The 19,981-nt window shown below is 59.2% G+C and carries 18 protein-coding genes; 5 read left to right on the plus strand and 13 right to left on the minus strand.

All coding sequences use genetic code 11. The features are described 5' to 3' along the window. The first annotated feature begins 30 nt into the window (after positions 1-30). On the plus strand, positions 31-2,664 hold the full coding sequence (gene ppc / locus AB5Y71_RS04405; protein WP_005341594.1) for a phosphoenolpyruvate carboxylase: 2,634 nt from the start codon (positions 31-33) through the stop codon (positions 2,662-2,664). 371 nt (positions 2,665-3,035) lie between these two features. On the opposite strand, the gene AB5Y71_RS04410 is transcribed toward ppc, so the two are convergent. Together AB5Y71_RS04410 and AB5Y71_RS04415 are read right to left on the minus strand one after the other, a co-directional pair. Next, a complete protein-coding gene (locus AB5Y71_RS04410; RefSeq protein WP_113740576.1) occupies positions 3,036-3,611 on the minus strand; it encodes a hypothetical protein in 576 nt (191 codons plus the stop codon). A gap of 224 nt (positions 3,612-3,835) precedes the next feature. Next, complete coding sequence (locus AB5Y71_RS04415; protein ID WP_368171078.1) at positions 3,836-4,153, minus strand: hypothetical protein; 318 nt, start codon at positions 4,151-4,153, stop codon at positions 3,836-3,838. 348 nt (positions 4,154-4,501) lie between these two features. On the opposite strand from AB5Y71_RS04415, the gene AB5Y71_RS04420 reads away from it, so the two are divergent. Both AB5Y71_RS04420 and AB5Y71_RS04425 read left to right on the plus strand, forming a co-directional pair. After that, a complete protein-coding gene (locus AB5Y71_RS04420) occupies positions 4,502-5,392 on the plus strand; it encodes a diguanylate cyclase (protein WP_368171079.1) in 891 nt (296 codons plus the stop codon). Between the two features lie 471 nt (positions 5,393-5,863). Further along, a complete protein-coding gene (locus AB5Y71_RS04425) occupies positions 5,864-7,138 on the plus strand; it encodes an amino acid permease (protein WP_368171080.1) in 1,275 nt (424 codons plus the stop codon). A 66-nt stretch (positions 7,139-7,204) separates the two neighbouring features. On the opposite strand, the gene AB5Y71_RS04430 is transcribed toward AB5Y71_RS04425, so the two are convergent. After that, positions 7,205-7,843 (minus strand): exopolysaccharide biosynthesis protein, encoded by a 639-nt coding sequence (locus AB5Y71_RS04430; protein WP_058059744.1) that lies wholly within the window; start codon positions 7,841-7,843, stop codon positions 7,205-7,207. A 250-nt stretch (positions 7,844-8,093) separates the two neighbouring features. Between AB5Y71_RS04430 and AB5Y71_RS04435 the strand changes: the two genes are divergently transcribed. Beyond that, entirely contained in the window at positions 8,094-8,717 is a 624-nt protein-coding gene (locus tag AB5Y71_RS04435; RefSeq protein ID WP_041235112.1) for an outer membrane beta-barrel protein, read from the plus strand. Between the two features lie 90 nt (positions 8,718-8,807). Here AB5Y71_RS04435 and AB5Y71_RS04440 read toward each other — a convergent pair whose 3' ends face one another. Beyond that, positions 8,808-9,731 carry a GGDEF domain-containing protein gene (locus tag AB5Y71_RS04440; protein WP_368171081.1) on the minus strand — a complete coding sequence of 308 codons (924 nt, stop codon included), beginning with the start codon at positions 9,729-9,731 and terminating at the stop codon, positions 8,808-8,810. Between the two features lie 505 nt (positions 9,732-10,236). Between AB5Y71_RS04440 and amt the strand changes: the two genes are divergently transcribed. Then, positions 10,237-11,664 carry an ammonium transporter gene (gene amt / locus AB5Y71_RS04445; RefSeq protein WP_368171082.1) on the plus strand — a complete coding sequence of 476 codons (1,428 nt, stop codon included), beginning with the start codon at positions 10,237-10,239 and terminating at the stop codon, positions 11,662-11,664. 82 nt (positions 11,665-11,746) lie between these two features. Here amt and AB5Y71_RS04450 read toward each other — a convergent pair whose 3' ends face one another. The 9 genes from AB5Y71_RS04450 to AB5Y71_RS04490 form a co-directional block, all read right to left on the minus strand. Next, positions 11,747-12,214 carry a glycine zipper 2TM domain-containing protein gene (locus AB5Y71_RS04450; protein WP_005340126.1) on the minus strand — a complete coding sequence of 156 codons (468 nt, stop codon included), beginning with the start codon at positions 12,212-12,214 and terminating at the stop codon, positions 11,747-11,749. Positions 12,215-12,311: 97 nt separating this feature from the next. Beyond that, a complete protein-coding gene (locus tag AB5Y71_RS04455) occupies positions 12,312-12,809 on the minus strand; it encodes a GNAT family N-acetyltransferase (RefSeq protein ID WP_199415447.1) in 498 nt (165 codons plus the stop codon). Positions 12,810-12,921: 112 nt separating this feature from the next. Then, positions 12,922-13,326 carry a nitrous oxide-stimulated promoter family protein gene (locus AB5Y71_RS04460; RefSeq protein ID WP_005356534.1) on the minus strand — a complete coding sequence of 135 codons (405 nt, stop codon included), beginning with the start codon at positions 13,324-13,326 and terminating at the stop codon, positions 12,922-12,924. Positions 13,327-13,414: 88 nt separating this feature from the next. After that, on the minus strand, positions 13,415-15,217 hold the full coding sequence (locus AB5Y71_RS04465) for an aminopeptidase P family protein (RefSeq protein WP_139428947.1): 1,803 nt from the start codon (positions 15,215-15,217) through the stop codon (positions 13,415-13,417). Positions 15,218-15,250: 33 nt separating this feature from the next. Beyond that, entirely contained in the window at positions 15,251-15,916 is a 666-nt protein-coding gene (locus AB5Y71_RS04470; protein ID WP_005340138.1) for a GntR family transcriptional regulator, read from the minus strand. Positions 15,917-16,109: 193 nt separating this feature from the next. Continuing rightward, positions 16,110-17,735: a phosphoenolpyruvate carboxykinase (ATP) gene (gene pckA / locus AB5Y71_RS04475; protein WP_368171083.1), complete on the minus strand. Its 1,626-nt coding sequence runs from the start codon at positions 17,733-17,735 to the stop codon at positions 16,110-16,112. A gap of 149 nt (positions 17,736-17,884) precedes the next feature. After that, entirely contained in the window at positions 17,885-18,769 is an 885-nt protein-coding gene (gene hslO / locus AB5Y71_RS04480) for an Hsp33 family molecular chaperone HslO (RefSeq protein ID WP_005340140.1), read from the minus strand. A 77-nt stretch (positions 18,770-18,846) separates the two neighbouring features. Then, positions 18,847-19,245, minus strand: coding sequence for a ribosome-associated heat shock protein Hsp15 (gene hslR / locus AB5Y71_RS04485; RefSeq protein WP_005340141.1), 399 nt, complete (start codon positions 19,243-19,245; stop codon positions 18,847-18,849). Between the two features lie 256 nt (positions 19,246-19,501). After that, the gene (locus AB5Y71_RS04490; protein ID WP_005340143.1) at positions 19,502-19,882 is read right to left on the minus strand and encodes a hypothetical protein; all 381 of its coding nucleotides are present in this window, start codon (positions 19,880-19,882) and stop codon (positions 19,502-19,504) included. Between the last annotated feature and the right edge of the window lie 99 nt (positions 19,883-19,981).

A 19,981-nucleotide genomic window follows, 5' to 3' on the forward strand; every position in this document is an offset into this window, starting at 1 on the left:
TGTCAGGCACCAACAAGATAAGGATGTGGAATGAACGAAAAGTACGCCGCACTACGCGCCAACGTAGGTATGCTGGGTCAGCTGCTGGGTAAATCCATCAAGGATCATCAGGGTCAGGCCTTTCTCGACAAGATCGAAACCATTCGCCAATTGGCCAAGTCCTCCCGCAAGGGCAATGAATCAGACCGGGAACGTCTGCTCGATACCCTGCGCACCCTGAGCGATGACGAACTGCTGCCAGTGGCCCGCGCCTTTAGCCAGTTCCTCAATCTGGCCAACGTGGCGGAACAGTTCCACACCATCTCCCGTCGCTGCGAAGAGCAGGTCTGTACCCCGGATCCGCTGGAGCAGATGTTCGACAAGCTGAAAGCCTCCAACCTGTCGCAAGAGGCCATCATTCAGGCTGTGCGCGAGCTGGATATCGATCTGGTGCTGACCGCTCACCCCACCGAGGTGACCCGTCGCACCCTGATCCACAAGCACGTACAGCTCAACGACTGCCTCGAGGCGCTGGAGCTCTCCGACCTGCTGCCACGCGAGCGGGACAAGATCCTCAATCGCATCGAGCAGCTCATCAATCAGGCGTGGCACACCAACGAGATCCGCGAACAGCGCCCGACACCGGTCGACGAGGCCAAGTGGGGCTTCGCCGTGGTGGAGAACAGCCTGTGGCCTGCCATTCCCGAATTCATGCGCAATCTGGACGAGCGTCTGCAACACCATCTGGGTGTGCGGCTGCCGCTGGATGCCGCGCCGGTCAAGTTCACCTCCTGGATGGGCGGTGACCGCGACGGCAACCCCTTCGTCACCGCCAAGGTGACTGCCGAAGTGCTGGAGCTGGGCCGCTGGATGGCGGTGAGCCTGTTCTACAAAGACATCAAGGAGCTCACCTCCGAGCTCTCCATGTCCGACTGTACCGACGCCGTGCGCGCTCGCGTTGGCGATCACCCCGAGCCCTACCGTGCGCTGGTGCGCGAGCTGCGTGAAGCGCTGCGCGAAACCAAGGAGCATCTCACCGCCAAGGTGCAGGGCCAGGCGAGCGAGAGCCAGGATCTGGTCAAAACCACCGCCCAGCTGCGCGAGCCGCTGGAGCTCTGCTACCACTCATTGCACGCTTGCGGCATGGGCAACATCGCCGATGGCATGCTGCTGGACGTGCTGCGCAAGGTCGCCTGTTTCGGCATCCATCTGGTCAAGCTGGATATCCGTCAGGATGGCGAGCGTCACGGTCTGGTCTTCTCCGAGCTGACCCGCTATCTGGGTCTGGGTGACTACGCCGAGTGGAGCGAAGATGACAAGCAGGCCTTCCTGCTCAACGAACTGAACTCCCGTCGCCCGCTCATTCCCCACGACTGGGAGCCGAGCGCCGAGGTACGCGAGACGCTGGATACCTGTCAGGTCATCGCCCAGCACGACCCCGATGCGTTCGGTATCTACATCATCTCCATGGCCGGTGCGCCGTCCGATGTGCTGTCGGTGCAACTGCTGCTCAAAGAGGCGGGCTGCAAGTTCCGCATGCCGGTCGCCCCGCTGTTTGAAACCCAGGATGACCTGATGGCAGGCACCGCCGTGATGGAGCGGCTGCTCTCGGTGGACTGGTATCGTGGCTACATTCAGGGCCGTCAGTACGTGATGATCGGTTACTCCGACTCTGCCAAGGATGCGGGCATGATGGCCGCTGGCTGGGCCCAGTACGCCGCCATGGAATCCCTGGTGGGGCTGGCCGAAGCCAACAATATCCGACTCACCCTGTTCCATGGCCGTGGCGGTACCGTTGGTCGTGGCGGTGCGCCTGCCCATCAGGCCATCCTCTCCCAGCCGCCGGGATCCCTGCGCGGCGGTCTGCGTACCACCGAACAGGGGGAGATGATCCGCTTCAAGTTCGGTCTGCCGAAAGTGGCGATCAAGAGTCTGGAGCTCTACACCAGCGCCGTGCTGGAAGGGAACCTGCTGCCGCCACCCAAGCCGAAAGAGTGCTGGCGCGAGGTGATGGAACAGCTGGCCGCCGACTCCTGCGATCACTACCGCAGTATCGTGCGTGGTCATCCGGACTTCGTCCCTTACTTCCGTGCCGCCACCCCGGAGATGGAGCTCGGCAAGCTGCCGCTCGGCTCCCGTCCCTCCAAGCGCAAGCCCAACGGCGGCGTCGAGAGCCTGCGCGCCATTCCGTGGATCTTCGCCTGGACCCAGAACCGCCTGATGCTGCCGGCCTGGCTCGGTGCCCACAAGGCGCTGCAACAGGCCATCGACGGCGGCAAGCTGGCGGTGCTGGAGGAGATGAGCGCCCAGTGGCCCTTCTTCCGCACTCGCCTCGAGATGCTGGAGATGGTGTTCCTCAAGGCGGACGTCTGGCTCGCCGAGTACTACGACACCCGTCTGGTGCCGCAGGAGCTGTGGGGCCTTGGCAAACAGCTGCGTCAGGAGCTCGCCGAATCCATCGAGGTGGTGCTGAAGCTGAGCCCGCGCGGGGATCTGCTGGAGGATCAGCCCTGGATCAAGGAGTCCATCAAGCTGCGCAACCCCTACACAGACCCGCTCAACGTGCTGCAGGCCGAGCTGCTCAACCGCTCTCGCAACCACCCGGAGACCCTGCACCCCGAGCTGGACAAGGCGCTGATGGTCACCATCGCCGGTATTGCCGCAGGGATGCGTAATACGGGTTGATAAATATTACCAAACAGGCCTTAAATAAAAAGAGCGCATAATATGCGCTCTTTTTATGGCTAGTTTATTTTGTCAGCTTCATTTAAATAGAGAGTTTTAAATCATCCTGAAAACTAATGGCTGGATGTAGAAAATTATATAGCAACCTAGTATTGCATCATCACAACGCACCAGAGTAGAACGATAGTTAGCCTTTAAAATAACTGTAAATACAATAAAGGTTAAATATATCCAGGCTGAGAAAGTGCCCGAGAAATAATTAAATAGTATTGAACCGCTTGAAATTAGTAGCAATGCAATTCGATGGGCAAGGTTGTTGCTTAAAAGAAAGGGTGTTACAACGGCCGCTATCAATGTGACGATCATCATCACTAGTGACATGAGGCACAGCCACCGCTTGCTGCCAGGCCAGCACTGCCTGAAGCCATCATGCCTGCGACACCACTTCCCATGATGGGGCTTAACCTACCGGTAACGGCACCACCAAATGCACCTGCAGCAATCTCTCTCATGCTGGCATCAGGATTGTTGGCAATGACGCCCATCGCCCCCATAACGGCCCCGCCGCCCGCCCATACCAATGCGGGTGCCGCTCTCTTGTTACGCTTGCTTTCATTTATATCTCTTATCACGATAAAGCTATCGTGCTCTATGCTGATAACTACCTTGGTTGAATTTGCGATTGTTGATATGGTATCGACATCAACAAATTCACCAGGGTATATAACAGTTGGATTTGAATTTTTGTCTTCTATTTCAATGTATCGACTCGAAAGGTTTACCACCGTGATGTTTTCTTTGTTGAAATTGATGCAATACTTTCCATCGGCATTAATAGAGTAATGTTCACCAGCGTGTAGTGTGTTGCAGTTACTCAATGGGCAAGTATTGGCATTGGCACTTGAAATACTGCACAGCAATAATGCTGTGGCTAAACAGAGCTTCATCCACTATCTCCAGAGTGGTTCATTTTGGAATCAATCATTGATTAATTGAGAATTATTGTCAATTGTTTTTAGATGTATGCTATTGATTTAATTGTCAAATTTTCTAACGGTACCCTTGGCATTGCGGGTTGTGGGGCAGCACTTGCCTATGATGAGCTCGTTGTCGATGAAAGGGATATTGTGGGAGCTGGGCTGCACCCCATGCTCCCTGAGTTGACCTTGGGCTAGAGCGCCGGGAAGTAGCAGGCGCTCATGTCGATGGGGTGATCTGGGCAATTGGGCAGATAGAATTGCCAGCCCGCATCGGAGAAAGCGCGCAGTTCGGTTTCGACAAACTTGATGGCGAGGCTCAGGGCCTGCAGGCTGTCGATGCCGTAGATAAAGGTCTTGTCGCTCAGCCCCGCCAGCTTCACCTTGCAGCGCCAGTCACCGCTGGCGGACTTGGGATCCGGCTCGGGGGCCTTGATGGCGATCTTGATGGTGAGCTGTTCCCCTTCGGTGCTGATGGCGTCGAAGCGGGCGGTAACGATGGCGTTTTTCATCTGGCGATTCCTTTTCCGTGGTACAGCCCCTGCGGTTGCGGGTGGCTGGCTCCCTGATGGCTGATGAGGTGAAAACTGGACTCAGGACGGCCAGCGTAAATGAACTTGTGAGTTGAAACAATGGGATATGCGCGACCGGGTGAGGGGGCTTTCGCCGCCGTGAGCGAGCGTAGTGGCGGGAGTAGCAACGCGCTGGCCACCTGTGGTGGCCGAGAGGCTGGCGGGCTGCTAGATGTAAAGGATTGTTGGCTGTGGCCGCAGATTTTTCTGCGCTGCCGATGAGGGCGAGTGAGTCCTCTTGAGGCAGAATATCTCCCCCCTGTTTGACGTTGAAGTACAGGAGTCTCCGTGGCGCTTTCGGTAACCCAGCTTTATGAAGTGATGGCCCAGCTGCCAGATCCCGTCTTTATCCTCAGTGAAGATGGCTATTACGTGGAATATATCGGCGGTATGGAGCAGCAATCCTATCACGATGGCAATCCGCTGGCGGGCAAGCAGCTGGCCGATGTGCTGCCACCCGAGATGGCCATGTGGGTCAAGGCGCAGGTGGCCGAGTCGCTGGTAAACGGTCAGGTGCGGGTGGTGGAGTATGAGCTCTCCGCCGTCGAAGTGGGGGGGATCAATGCTGCCGTCGGGCCGCAAGGGATACAGCGTTTCGAGGGCAAGATTGCGCCGCTGCCCTCCCTCTATGACGGCAAGCGGGCGGTGGCCTGGGTGACCCGCAATATCACCCGCCAGTACGAGTTGCAGCAGCGACTGCTGCGCCAGAGTGAAACCGACCAGCTGACCGGCCTCTACAACCGCCGGTTCTTCTTTGAGCACTGCCAGCCGTTGCGGGCAGGGGAGGCCCCCTGTGGTCTTATCATGCTCGACATCGATCACTTCAAGCAGCTCAACGATCGTTACGGCCATCAGCAGGGAGATCGGGCCTTGCAGCGCTTTAGTTGTTGTATCGATGCCCTGTTGCGGGCGGATGACCTCTTTGTACGCAGCGGTGGCGAGGAGTTTCTGATCCTGCTGCCGCGGATCGATGAAGCCGGTTTGCTGCAGATGGCGGAGCAGATCCGTGCCGCCGTCGAAGCGCTGCCTGCCGATCCGGTTGCCATCACGGTCAGTCTGGGCACAACCCTGGTGCAGCCGGAGGAGGAGATCAATCAGGCGCTGGCCCGGGCCGACGAGTGGCTCTATCGGGCCAAGCGGGCAGGCCGCAACCGGGTGGCGCACTGCCCGGCAGGTTGAGAGTGCCACCCCGGTCGCTGTCGGAAATAGCCTGCGCTTTTACTCTGAATAAATTGGCTGACATCACTGTCAATTAGTAGAAAAGTTGGCCGTATTATTTAACTCATATTCCACAGCTTAAGGTGTTAATATTATCGGCCTGATCGCTGGTCTTATTTGTGTTGTTGGGCAACAGCATGAGGTTTTATCGGTATGTTATCAAACAGGCGTGAATCTGGTTTTGGGTGACGAATGTGATACATCCTGTTGTCTTTTGAAACATTCCGATTCAAACAGTCATGAATTATTAACCTTGACCCGGATAGCGATTTCAACGATGGTAGCGTGGCAGCTCCGTTTCTCTCCGGTGGCCCTGTTGGCCGCTGGCGGCGTTGTTTTTTCATGTGCAGGGCGATATGCAACGACATATCTCCAGCCTGTTATTCGGGCCAATAAAAATAATGATGACAGATTAATAAGGTATATATTGCAATGAGTGTTTCTATTGCTGAAAAGAGTAACCCTGTTTCAAAATTGAAATGGGAGAAAAGCGATTCGGTATGGACCATGGGCCTATATGCCACTGCTGTCGGTGCCGGTACGTTATTTCTCCCTATTACGGTTGGCAGTAATTCTCCGGTTATTTTGCTGTTTATTTTATTGCTGGCTTTTCCGCTCTCTTATTATTCCCACCGGGCATTGAGCCGCTTTGTGCTCTCCAGCTCCCATCGGGAAGGGGATATCACCCATGTGGTGGAGGAGCACTTCGGTGCCAAGGCGGGCAAACTGCTGATGCTGGTCTATCTGATGGCCTTCTACCCCATCATTCTGGTCTACAGCATCTCCATCACCAACGCGATCCAGAGCTTCGTGGTTCACCAGCTGGGGGATGCCGAGCTTCCGCGCGGCTTGCTGGTGCTGGGGGTGATGCTGGGCCTGCATCTGGTGCTGCTGGCCGGCAAACAGATCGTAGTGTCGGCCATCAGCGTGCTGGCGCTGCCCATGGTCGCCTTTCTGATTGGCCTCTCCATCTATCTGCTGCCCCAGTGGAGCCTCTCCTATTTCACAGAGAGTCAGGCAGTGGAGTGGCGTGACCCGGCGTTCTGGAAATCCCTCTGGCTGATCGTGCCGGTGATGGTGTTCTCCTTCAGCCATGCGCCCATTATCTCCTCCTTCAGCGCGGCGCAGAAGAAGCGCTGTCAGGAGAGTGCCGACCTGCGTGCCAAGCGGATCATCAAGTGCAGCAGCATGCTGATTTGCGGCAGTGTGCTCTTTTTCGTGGTGAGCTGCGTGATGAGCCTGAGTCAGGCCGAGATGGCGCTGGCCCGCACCGACAATATCTCGGTGCTGTCGGCGCTGGCGAACAAGTTTTCCAATCCGCTGATCGCCTATGTGGGGCCGCTTATCGCCATTCTGGCCATGTCCAAATCCTTCCTCGGAACCTCCATGGGGGTGAGCGAGGGTACGGTGAGCATGGTGAGCGGTGCCTGTCAGGGGCTGGGGCTCTCCCTCAAGGAGTCGACCATCGCCCGGGTGTCATCGGTGATCCTGTTTATGGTGACCGCCGTCATCACCTATCTGAACCCCAATGTGCTCGACATCATCGAGCGCGTCAGTGGCCCGCTGATCGCGGTGATCCTGTTTCTGCTGCCGGCCTGCTCTATCTATCGCTTGCCCGCACTCAAGCGTTATCGCGGGCCGAGTACCCTTTTTGTGTTGGTGATGGGGCTGCTTGCCATCTCGGCCCTTATCTACGATCTGCTTTGACCGAGCGGTATCCCGCACAAATCAAAAAGGGCGACCATCTGGTCGCCCTTTTTCTGTGCATCGGGGTTAGCCGAGCAGGCCGCTGGCGCTCTGGCCCGCCATCAGCAAGCCGATGGCCAGCACGCTGAACCAGATCAGGGTTGCACTTACCAGCAGATAGCCGCTGGCGACGAACAGACCGTCCCGCTGCAACATGCCGGTGGCCAGCAGCAGGATGGCCCAGGCAGGCATGGCGTTGGTGAACGGGATAGCGCCCAGGGGCAGCATCAGCAGCAGGGCGGCCAGCATGATCAGCAGGCCGTTGCAGCGGTTGACCGTGTTGCTGCCGGTCAGCACCAGCAGGCGCGGGCGGATAACGCGATCGACCCGGGCCAGCAGATCCGCCCCCTTGTGCAGGGTCGGCTTGAGCTGGTCGGCAGCGAAGCGGCGCTCCATCAGCATGGCGGGCAGCCAGGGCACCCGATTGAGGGTGATGCCGATGCCGATAAAGAGGATCAGCAGGCCAAACGGGGTGCTGACCCCGGGAATGGAGACCGGCAGCAGGAAGGGGACGGTGAGCAGCACGCAAAACAGCAGCATGCCCTGCTCGCCCACCAGCGCGAGCATCTGGCGCAGGCTGATGTGGCTCTCGTCGATGGCATGCGCAGTGGCCCGCAGGGTATCCGCGAGGGTAGTTTTGGGGTCGTTGAGTTGCGCGGCAACCATTCCCTGATGTCCTTCTGAGTAGTGATAACGGGCCCCGATGACCCGATTTGGCGCCAGCATACGTGGCAGAGGTTAACCGTCGATGAATGGTGGCGGGGGGGCATAGCGGCGCCAGTGGGGCGGAGCGGCAGGGTTCAGGCGAGGGGAAAATCGCGCGATGAAAGTGATCCGGTACAGCCGCCGTTTAGGATGGGCGCAGGACGCCTCTGGTATGCTTTCTGCACAATCACACAGGGAGCAGGGGATGATGATGAAGAGAGCCGGGATAGTGATGATGGGGCTGTTGCTGCCACTGGGGCAGGCCTGGAGTAGCGAGGCCGCGACCACATCCGGTTGGCAGGTGACGCCATTTTTCGGCTACAGCTCAGCCATCGACTTCGAGAAGAGTGACGATGTGGTGCAGCCGGTGCCGCTTTCTGCATCGTTTGATTCACTGCAGGGACAGGGCTCCGGCAGCTGGGGCCTCTTTATCAGCAAGGAGGTGGATGATCCCGGCATGATTGAGCTGCTCTACAGCCATCAGTCCACCACCCTCTCTCCCGACCAGCCGGATCGCCTGACGGTCGATACCCTGCACTTTTCCGGTGCCTTGACCCTCTCTGACAACCTGATGGCGCCCTACATCGGCGCCGGGATCGGGGTGACCCGCTTTGCCGCCTACGACAGTGAGGTGACCCCTTCCATGTCGCTGGCGCTCGGGGTGCAACCGCGCCTCGCCGAGCATCTGGCCCTGCGGGCCGAGGTGCGCGGTTATGGCTCGCTGGTCAACGACAACAACCAGTTTCTCTGCAACCCGGAGCAGTGCGTGTTCAAGGTGCGCGGGGAGCTGGTAACCCAGTGGCAGGCCAATATCGGTCTTACCTTCCGCTTTTAGGTGAGGGGATTTTCCCCATGAAACAGGGGCCATTGGGCCCCTGTTCCAGCAGCAATGTTTCGCCGTGATCGGCAATCAACCTGCAGATCTTCATACCTCCTTGTTAGTCGGCATCGCCCATACCGCGCAGTTTCTGCCCGCCTCCTTGGCGCCATAAAGCGCCTGATCCACCCGTTTGAACAGCGAGACTGCCGGCTCCTTGGGCTCGCGGATCCCCACTCCCAGACTGACCGTCATGGTATGGGCCGGATCTGGGGCTATGGTACGTGTCGCAGTGAGCAGGGTGTTGGCCAGTTGCTGCAGCTCGGCTTCGTGGGCGACGGGCAGCAGCAGGGCAAACTCTTCACCCCCGACACGGGCCGCCAGCGCACCGGGCGGGCAGTGCTGTTGCAACAGCTCGCCAAACTGCTGCAACACCCGATCCCCGATATCGTGGCCGTAGTTGTCATTGATCACCTTGAAGTGATCCAGATCCAGCAGGATGAGGGCGTGGCAAATCCCCTGTTCCAGAAACTGCTGCTGATGAAAGTAGCGCCGGTTTGGCAGCCGGGTCAGATCGTCGAACAGCGCCTGTTGTCTGAGCTGGGTATTGATGTGGAAGAGGTGGTGCATGGTGCTCAGGATACCGATGCTGCTGAGCAGGATGCCGCTGGATCTCAGCAGATCCTCGGCATAGATGGCGAGCCAGAGTGGCTGCGCCACCAGCTCATCCATGATGTCGGCGGTGGCCCCCATGATCCACAACATCAGACCGCAGGAGAGCATGCGGTAGGTGTGGGTGGGCAGGTGGGCACACTGCACCACCCAGAACAGGAACAGCATGGTGAGCCAGTTGATCACCTCGAAGCCAAAGCTGACGGCGTAAAAGCGCTCGTAGGGGAAGTGGGGCAGCAGCAACAGATGAAGGGACATGATGGCCAGCATCACTATCCCCAGCAGCGCGATGTGGGCGCGATGCTCCCGGTCGAGATGACGGTAGTGGGAGAGGCTGATGTCGAGACGATCGAACTGCATGGTGTTCCTCGGATTGGGCCTGCCATCACCTTGCAAACAAGAGGCTGCGTAATGGCATGCCGTGGTCGGATAACAGGAAACGGCTGGTCTGTCAGTGTAAACGAGCGGGCCCGCAGCGCGCGATATCGATGACGTCAGCTTGTGGGCTGGCTCCGGGTTTGCGCACTTCTGGTGCGCGACGTATCGCCTGCCCTGTGACAGGGCGACCCTGGGCAGGTTAGCGCAGCTCATGCGCCAAATTGGTGCGTTGATGATGCGTGATCTTGCTAATGCTATGATTTAAAAGGATTTAAATTTATGGCCCACTTTATGCTTTTTAGATGTCAGACGGTCTCTTGCGGTCATCGACGGCAGACGCAGTGATGAGGAAGTGGCAAGAGGCATCCCCGTGCAGGGCGCGGGTGTGATTCTGGCGGGTTGCAGCAACACCTTGCGATTCGCCACAGATTCAATCAGGGAAACGGAGCCGGTCTTGTACCGGTACGACAGGGAAGGAGAGTGCTCTATGGTCAAAAAATGGATGATGGCGGGTCTGACGATGTTGCCTGCCTTGCTGGTTACCCCAAGTTGGGCCGAAGAGGTCGCTCAGGTACAGGCGGCGGTGGCGCCGGTTGCCGCCATGACAATCAACAAGGGTGACAACACCTGGATGCTGCTCTCGGCGGCGCTGGTGATCCTGATGTCGATCCCCGGTCTGGCCCTCTTCTACGGTGGTCTGGTGCGGGCCAAAAACATGCTGAGCGTGCTGATGCAGGTCTTTACCCTGTTCTGCCTCATCTGCGTGCTCTGGGTGATCTACGGCTATTCGCTGGCCTTTACCGAGGGGGGCAATTTCTACGGCTCCTTCAGCAAGGTGCTGCTCAAGGGGGTGACCCCTGACTCCATCTCCGCCACCTTCAGCAAGGGTGTCGGGATCAGCGAGCTGATCTATGTGGTGTTCCAGGGGGCCTTTGCCGCCATCACCTGCGGCCTTATCGTGGGGGCGTTTGCCGAGCGCATCAAGTTTGCTGCCGTGCTGCTCTTCTCGGTGATCTGGTTCACCTTCGCCTATATCCCGCTGGCTCATATGGTGTGGTACTGGGCGGGTCCGGATGCCTATACCAGCGCCGAGGCTGCGGCCACAGCGACCGCCACTGCCGGTTATCTGTTCCAGCATGGTGCGCTGGACTTTGCAGGCGGCACAGTGGTGCACATCAACGCCGCCGTGGCGGGTCTGGTGGGTGCCTATCTGGTGGGCAAGCGTCTGGGCTACGGTCGTGATCCCATGACCCCCCACAGCCTGACCATGACCATGATTGGTGCCTCCCTGCTCTGGTTCGGCTGGTTCGGTTTCAACGCCGGCTCCGCGCTGGAAGCCAATGGTATCGCCGCACTCGCCTTTATCAACACCTGGGTAGCGCCGGCGGCGGCAGCTCTCTCATGGACGTTGGCCGAGTGGGTGATGAAGGGACGTCCCTCCCTGCTGGGTGCGGCATCCGGTGCGGTGTCCGGTCTGGTGGTGATCACCCCGGCAGCCGGTTTCGTCGGTGTGGGCGGTGGTCTGGTAATGGGCCTTATCAGTGGCGTGGCGGGTCTGTGGGGGGTCCACGGTCTCAAGCGCATGTTGGGGGCCGATGACAGTCTGGACGTGTTTGGTGTGCACGGGGTGTGCGGCATTCTCGGCGCCCTGCTGACCGGCGTCTTTGCCAGCCCGGATCTGGGCGGCACCGGGGTTTGGGACTATGTCACCAATCAGGTTGCCGAGGGCTACTCCATCCTGACTCAGGTGAAGATCCAGGCCATCGGGGTCGGTGTCACCCTGCTCTGGTCCGGTGCAGTGGCGGCGATTGCCTTCAAGGCGGTCGACATGCTGGTGGGCCTGCGGGTGAACGGCGATGCCGAGCGGGAAGGGCTGGATGTCACCTCCCACGGCGAGAAGGCTTACAGCATGTAATCCCTAACGTCAGGCAACAAAAAACCGCCGGGATCGGCGGTTTTTTTATGACTCGAGAGCTGCAAAGCCTGAGTTCACGCTCTTAGTTCACGACGGCCACGTTGATGCTGCCATTGCCCTGGGTCATTCGCACGCGAGCACCCGGGGTGAAGGTGGGGCTGGCTTTCTGCACGACCACGATGGCTTCGCCGTTCTCTTTCTTGATCTCCAGCTCGACGCCGTCGACCTGATTCATCTTGTTGCCGATGGCGTTACCTGCCGCTGCACCGGCGATGGCGCCGCCTGCGGCTGCGATGTCGCGTCCGGTGCCGCCACCGACTGTGCTGCCCAGCAGGCCGCCGACCACGGCGCCGCCAATGGTGCCAATCAGTGAGTTCTCATCGGCCTGGATCTTCACCGGGCGGGTGGAGATGATGGTGCCGTAGCTGACAGTCTGCACCTGTTTGGCGCGGTCTTTGGTGTACACATCGCCGGAGTAAACGTCACTGTTGGCGCATCCGGTGATGGTGGTCGCCGCCAGCAGGGCAATAAGGGTCATACGCTTCAACATGGTGGGCCTCCTGGGCTGCACGTAATTTGAACAATCCGGTTGATGAGTGAACTTTACTCCAACCCCGTCACACATGAAATCGGCAAAATGTAACCAATTATGCGTTCTGTAACCGGTTTTGTCCTTGAATCGCAGCTGTACCGGAGAGGGTTTTAACCAGCAGCAGGCGGTCTTCTCCGGGGCCGAAATAGTCGGCTATTTCCGCCTGCAATGTGTAACCGAGCCGGTAGTAGAGGCGCTGGGCCGGATTGGCCGGATCGACTGTGAGCCGCAGTTCGCTGATCTGCAGCGCCTGCTGGTTGGCCTCCATCTGGCGCATCATTCGCTCGGCCAGACCAAAACCGCGTGCCTCGGGCAGCACCGCCAGTGAGAGCACCCAGCCTTGCGACCGCTCCTGACCGAATCCCCCCAGCACATAACCCACCAGCTGCCCCTCGTATTCAGCCACCAGCAACAACTCGGGCCACAAATCCATCGCCTGACGGAAGAAGAAGGCGGGATAGACATCTTCGCCAAACACCTTGGCATCGATCTGCCAGATGGCGTGCATGTCATGGTGGGTGGCGGGGCGTAGCAGGGGCGGGTTGTGGTGCATCAGGACTCCATTGGCAGCAAACGGATCGGCAACGCCGCTGACCTTGGGGTCAACGGCAGAAAAGGAGTCATAGGGTAGTGGTCATCCCCTGCCGGATGCAAGGGATTGGCGGTTATGGCGGCAGGGGGCGGCTCTGGGGCAGTTTGGGAGCCTTGCGCAAGCCGTCGAGCAGGTGGCGGAGGGTGAGCCAGGGGTGGCGCAGCAACATGCGCGGGCCGCTCCACTTCATCACCTGCTGGATCTGTTTGCGCATCGCCGGTGCGTAACAGTGGATATTGCAGTTGGCGCAGGTGGGTTTGTGGCCGTGGCCATAACGGCAGCGACGCAGGCGCTGATGGGCGAAATCCCGCAACTGGCGACAGTGGCGGCAATGGGGATCCTGATGATGGTGCTGGCAGTAGAGGCGGATCATGGCGCTGACCGTCTGCTGCTCGCGCATGAGTCTGGGATGGTCACTCGCCTTTTTGCTGGCTGCGGCGTGTGAGCCCCGGGCTGGGCTGGCATGATGACTTTTCATGGTCGCCATTCTCCTGACCTGCTCGCTTTGGGTGTTGATACAGGTCAAAAGGGGGGATAAAAAAACAGGGCCCGCAGGCCCTGTGTCATCAGATGAGGCTGGTTGCCTGCTCCAGCCAGGCGAGATCCTCGCCCTCGAGCAGCGGGCTCAGGCGGCGGAACACCTCGACGTGGTATTCGTTGATCCAGCGGAATTCGGCCGGGCTCAGCAGGCTGCGGTCGATCAGTCGGGTATCGAACGGCACGTAGGTCAGACGCTCGAAGCCCAGCATCGGCAGCTCGCCAACCTGTTCCTGCTCGGTCACGACTACCAGGTTCTCGCAACGGATGCCGAAGCCATCTTCGCGGTAGTAGCCCGGCTCGTTGGAGAGCACCATGCCCGGTTGCAGGGCGACCATGCTCCCTTTCGGCGCGATGCGCTGGGGCCCTTCGTGGACACTCAGGAAGTGGCCGACGCCGTGACCGGTGCCATGGTCATAGTTGTAACCGGCCTGCCACAGTGGCATGCGGGCCAGCACGTCGAGCTGGATACCGGCGGTGCCGCGCGGGAAGCGGGCCTGATCCAGCGCGATATGACCCTGCAGAACCCGGGTAAACATCGCTTTCTGCTCGTCGCTCACCTCACCCACCTTGATGGTGCGGGTGATGTCGGTGGTGCCATCCATATACTGGGCGCCGGAGTCCAGCAGATAGAGGCTGTCCTGACCAAACGCACGGGGGGTGCCATTGGTGTGGTGGTAGTGGCACATGGCGGCGTTGGGGCCGAGCGCGGAGATGGTATCGAAGCTCGGCTCGACGTAGTGCTCCTGCTCGCGGCGGAACGCTTCCACCTGATCTGCCAGAGTGCCTTCATCCACCCCTTCGAACTCGCCGGAGGCGACCAGCCGATCCAGCCAGGCAAGGAAGCGGGTCATGGCCACGCCATCACGCAGGTGAGCGGCACGCATACCCGTTAGCTCGATCTCGTTCTTGCACGCTTTCGGCAGCATGGTGGGATCTTGCCCTGCCACCAGAATGGCGCCCGCCTCTTCCATGACGAGCTGGGTCCAGGCGTTGGCGCTGTCCGGATCGGCCAGCACCTTCTGCTGATCTTCACCGATGCGCTGCAACACGTCGCCCAGCTTGTCGATGGGGTAGACGGAGACATCCTGTCCCACGTGTTGGGTAAAGGCGAAGCAGTCAATTTTGTCGGTATCGACGAAGAAATCCATGCTGGTGTTGGCGTAGAGCACAGCAAAGCCCAGCACCACCGGCAGCCGGTCGATATCGCGGCCGCGCAGGTTGAGCAGCCAGTTGATAGGCTCGGCCTGGGTCAGCAGCACGGCATCCAGCCCGCGCTTGCGCAGGTCGGCCGCCAGCTGTTCACGTTTGGACTGGCTGGACTGGCCTGCCAGCTCCTCGCTGTAGAGGATGACCGGGCTCTTGGTCGGCTCCGGGCGATCGCTCCAGTTCAGGTCGATGGGGTTCTGCTCGACGCGGATCAGCTCGATACCGCGATCGGCCAGCACGGCCTTGGCATTCTTGTACCAGGTCAGGCTGTGCAGGCGGGCATCGAAGCCAACCCGGGAGCCTGACGGCAGCTGTTCGGCCAGCCACTGCACATGAGGATTTTCAATGAGGTGGAGGAATTCGAATAGTTCGGCGGGAGTTTGCATCCGCGCCTGTACCGTATAGCGACCATCGACAAAGAGGGCTGCCCGCTGGGCCATGATGATGGCGACGCCGGCAGAGCCGTTGAAACCGGTGATCCAGTCAAGCCGCTCGGCATAGGCGGGGATGTACTCGCCGAGGTGCTCATCATCGTGGGGGACGATAAATGCGTCCAACTCCTGCATGGCCAGCTCGGCCCTGACTTGGGCGACGCGGGTTTCAATTATCTCGAAATTATTCATGTCGTTAGTGCCAGATGGTTGCTATATGAGTGTTCAGTTTTTATGGCCGCTGGCCAGGATCCGCTTGATCGACTGACCTGCCGCTTCGATATGCTGCCTGAGCAGCACCACCGCCTCGTGCTTGCGCCGGGCGCGGCACAGTTCCAGCAATTGGGCGTGTTCACGCTCCGCCTTGTCCACCCCGTCGCTGGCAAAGAGCAGCTCGAAGCGGACATAGCGGTCACAGCTCAGATTGATCTGGGCGATCAGTTCAAGTGCCTGGGGGCGACCGGCTGCCTGATAGAGGGTGGCGTGAAAGCTATGGTTCAACTCGGCCCAATGTTCGATCTGGGTGCCTGACTCCAGGGCGTGATCAAACTGGGCGAGGATCGCCTCCGCTTGTGCGAAGGTGGCTTCCGTCATCTTGTCGACGGCGTGAAACAGGGTATCGGCTTCCAGCAGCGCTCGCAAATAAAAGAGCTCTTCAATGGCCGAGGCGTCCAGCATGGTGACCACGGCACCGCGATGGGCCTCGAATTTGACCAGCCCCTGCGCTTCCAGTTGCATCAGGGCTTCGCGCACCGGGATGCGGCTCACGGCCAGCTCTTTGGCAATGGCATCCTGACGCAAGGGGGCGCCGGCGGGGAACTCCCCACGGAGGATCCGGCCACGGAGGTTTTCCATCACCATCTGGGTTCGGGTCTTGTAGGGTGGGGTCATGGTCGGGTCACGATTGGGCGTTACAGAATTGTATATTGTATAAAGTTTGGCTGAATCTAACCTGTCACAATGGGCAAAGGCAAGGTTTTGGCCCCTTGAATGGGGCCGATGGCGGCGTTCGAGGCTCCACAAAAACAAAAATGCCGGTCAGCGTGGCTGACCGGCATGATGTCACTGATACGAAGCGAGCCTGTTACAGCTGCGGGCCTGCCGCAACCAGACGTTTGCCTTCATCGTTATCGGTGAAGCGCTCGAAGTTCTTGATGAAGCGCCCTGCCAGATCGACGGCCTTGGCATCCCACTCGGCCTTGTCGGCGTAAGTGTCGCGCGGGTCGAGGATCGCCGAGTTCACATCGTGCAGCGCGGTCGGGATCTCCAGATTGAAGATCGGCAGCACCTTGGTCTCGGCCTTCTCGATGGAGCCATCCAGGATGGCGTCGATGATGGCGCGGGTATCCTTGATGGAGATGCGCTTGCCGGTGCCGTTCCAGCCGGTGTTGACCAGATAGGCCTCTGCCCCTGCCGCTTCCATCCGTTTCACCAGCTCCTGACCGTACTTGGTCGGGTGCAGGGAGAGGAAGGCTGCGCCGAAGCAGGAGGAGAAGGTCGGAGTCGGCTCTGTGATGCCGCGCTCGGTACCGGCCAGTTTGGCGGTGAAGCCAGACAGGAAGTGGTACTTGGTCTGCTCCTTGGTCAGTTTGGAGACCGGAGGCAGCACGCCGAAAGCGTCGGCAGTCAGGAAGATCACCTTGGTGGCGTGACCTGCCTTGGAGACCGGCTTGACGATGTTGTCGATGTGATAGATGGGGTAGGAGACGCGGGTGTTCTCGGTCTTGGAGCCATCATCGAAGTCGATGGTGCCATCGGCGGCAACGGTCACGTTCTCCAGCAGCGCATCGCGACGGATGGCGTGGTAGATGTCCGGCTCGGCCTCTTCGGAGAGCTTGATGGTCTTGGCGTAGCAGCCCCCTTCGAAGTTGAACACGCCGTGGTCATCCCAGCCGTGCTCGTCATCGCCGATCAGCTGACGCTTGGGATCGGTGGAGAGGGTGGTCTTGCCGGTGCCGGAGAGGCCAAAGAAGATGGCGACGTCGCCGTCCTGACCCACGTTGGCGGAGCAGTGCATGGAGGCAATGCCGCGCAGGGGCAGGAAGTAGTTCATCATGGAGAACATGCCCTTCTTCATCTCGCCACCGTACCAGGTGCCACCGATGAGCTGCATCTTCTCGGTCATGTTGAAGGCAACAAAGTTCTCGGAGTTGAGACCCTGCTCCTTCCAGTTCGGGTTGGTGCACTTGGCACCGTTCATCACCACGAAGTCAGGCTTGAAGGTTTTCAGCTCTTCATCGCTCGGGCGGATGAACATGTTTTTCACGAAGTGTGCCTGCCAGGCCACCTCGGTGATGATGCGCACGGCCAGGCGGGTATCCGGGTTGGCACCGCAGAAACCGTCGACCACAAACAGGCGCTTGCCGGAGAGTTGTTTGGTGACCAGCCCTTTCAGATGTGACCACACTTCCGGGGTAATGGCTTTGTTATCGTTTTTACCCTGGTCAGACCACCACACAGTATCCTGGGTAGTGGCATCTTTGACGATATATTTATCTTTCGGGGAGCGACCGGTGAAGATACCGGTGTTTACGTTGACGGCGCCCAGCTCGGTCACCACACCGCGCTCGAACCCTTCCAGGTCAGGGCGTGTCTCTTCGGCGAAAAGCTGCTCGTAAGAGGGGTTGCGAACGATTTCTTGGCTGTTTTTGATGCCGTACTGGTCCAGTCCTAATTGTTGGGCCAGGGTGGGTTCTGCCACGATTGTCATTGTATTCTCCTGGGTTCAGAGGTTGGTAGGGTTCTATCTGACGGTCATCCTATCACTTAGGTGGTAGAGTTTAGCGATCGCCATCAAACTTTATAAAATAGGGTATTTTTTTGTTATTAAAGTTAAAGGCGGGTTTTGCCCGCCTTTAATTAGTGTAACTGGTTTGCATCATTGCCGGGAGCCCTGCTGAACAGGGTTTCGACATCGATCCCATTAAATTGGTACTGGGCGCCGCAATAATCACAGTGCATGTCGATCTTGCCGAGCTCCTGCACCATCTCCATGACCTCTTCCTTTTCTATCTGCAACAGGGCCCCTTCGCAGCGCTCGCGGGAGCAGGTGCAACGGAACTCGACCGCCTGCGGATCGAACACCCGCACCTTGTCCTGATGGTAGAGACGGTAGAGGATCTCTTCTGCCTGCAGGCCGAACAGCTCTTCATCCTTGATGGTGCTGGTGAGCTGGGTCAGGTGATCGAAATCGTTGCTGTGATCCTCGCTCTGGGCTGGCAGCTCCTGCAGCATGATGCCGGCAGCGCGCGGCGCACCTTCGTGATAGCCGGTGCGGATCCACAGCTTGGTGGCCAGCTGTTCGGAGCGGGCGAAGTAGTGCTCCAGGCAGCCTGCCAGGGTGTCGGCGTCCAGCGCGATGATGCCCTGATAGCGCTCGCCCTGTTCCGGGGTGATGGTGATGATCAGCTGGCCGTTGCCGATCAGGCTCTGCAGCTTGCCATCGCTCGGCAGTTCGCCTTCATAGCGGGCCACGCCGCGCAGCTGCTGGTTGTTGTCACCGTTGATCACGGCCAGACGCACCGGGCCATCGCCCTGCAGTTGCACCGTGATGGAGCCTTCAAACTTGAGGGTGGCGGTCAGCAGGCTGGTGGCGACCAGTAGCTCGCCCAGCAGTTTTTGCACCTGCACCGGGTAGTTCTGGGCTTCCACTACGTGGCGGTAGGTGTGATCCAGCTGGACCAGCTCGCCACGCACTTCGTACTCTTCAAACAGATAGCGATACAGCAGATCTTGGTTGCTCATCATGTATTCCTGGCTTTTCGGTGAGGTAAATCGGGCGGGCTGGGGTTGATGCCAGCCCGCTATCAAATCGGGGTCGGTCAGTACTGTTTGACCTTGAGCAACTGGCGTCGCTCCTGCTTGTCGGGGCGGCGCTCGGGGCTGGGGGCAAACTGGCTGTTGAAGCGGCGCGCCTCGCTGTTCTCGGCCCGTTTTTTCAGGCTCTCGGCGGTCTCTTCATAGAGCTGCTGGGCCAGCGGGGCCGATTTGCGCTGCTCGCTCAAGGCCAGCACCCGCACTTCGCGTTCGTCCTGCCCCTGCCAGAAGCGGATCAGTGCACCCACTTCCACCTGTTTGCCCGGTTTGCTGCGCTGACCATTGTAGTGCACCTTGCCCCCGTCTATCTGATCCCGCGCAATGGAGCGGGTCTTGTAGAAACGGGCTGCCCACAACCACTTGTCGAGACGAACCTCGAGGGCACTTTCTGCATGATTGGGCATGAACAGGCTCCATAACGGGGAAAAGAGGTGGTCGATTATACCAGAGCACGGGGTCGGGATAGAAACCGGGCAGCCGCCGCGCGGGGCGCAAACCATGTCAAGGTGATGCAACATATGGGCAGTTTGCTGATTCACAAGGGAAAGCCGCTGCTTTATCGGGTACTCATGGGGGCTGGGAGGGGCCTTCATACCGCGCATATAAAGCTGCCGCCCCGGTTGGGGGCGGCAGCGTTCACATCCGTTGACCACGGCTCAGTCAGAAGTGATCGTGCTGATCCGGCTTCTTCTGGTCGTGGGGGCCTTCGCTGTGGGCGATGGCGGTGCGGATGAGATCAACACCGGCACGGATAATCAGCACCCCCATGTTGACCAGCTTGACGCAGACCCACATGAAGGTGATGAGCAGGATCAGCTTGAGCACGGTCTGGAACGCTTCCAGGAAATTCTGCTCCAGCTGGGCGGTCAGGCCGTTGGCGCTGGTCATCAGCCAGGTGTAGACCTCGCGCACGAACGGGATGCGGCTTGGCATCTCCAGTACATCCAGTGCGGCAGGGAGCGCCTGGAAGATGACGATGCTGCCGAACAGGATCAAAATGACACCGATGGCGATGCCGAGGAAAAAGCCGAACTGTCTCATGGAGGGCTCCAGCATTTGCTGCATGACATTGAAGATAGCCGCCAATAGTAGGGAGTGCCCTGCTTCATCGCAATCTTCCGTGCACCGCCAGCGCGGCGG

The sequence above is a fragment of the Aeromonas sp. R9-2 genome, assembly GCF_040908025.1.
In the GTDB taxonomy this organism is placed as follows: domain Bacteria; phylum Pseudomonadota; class Gammaproteobacteria; order Enterobacterales; family Aeromonadaceae; genus Aeromonas; species Aeromonas veronii.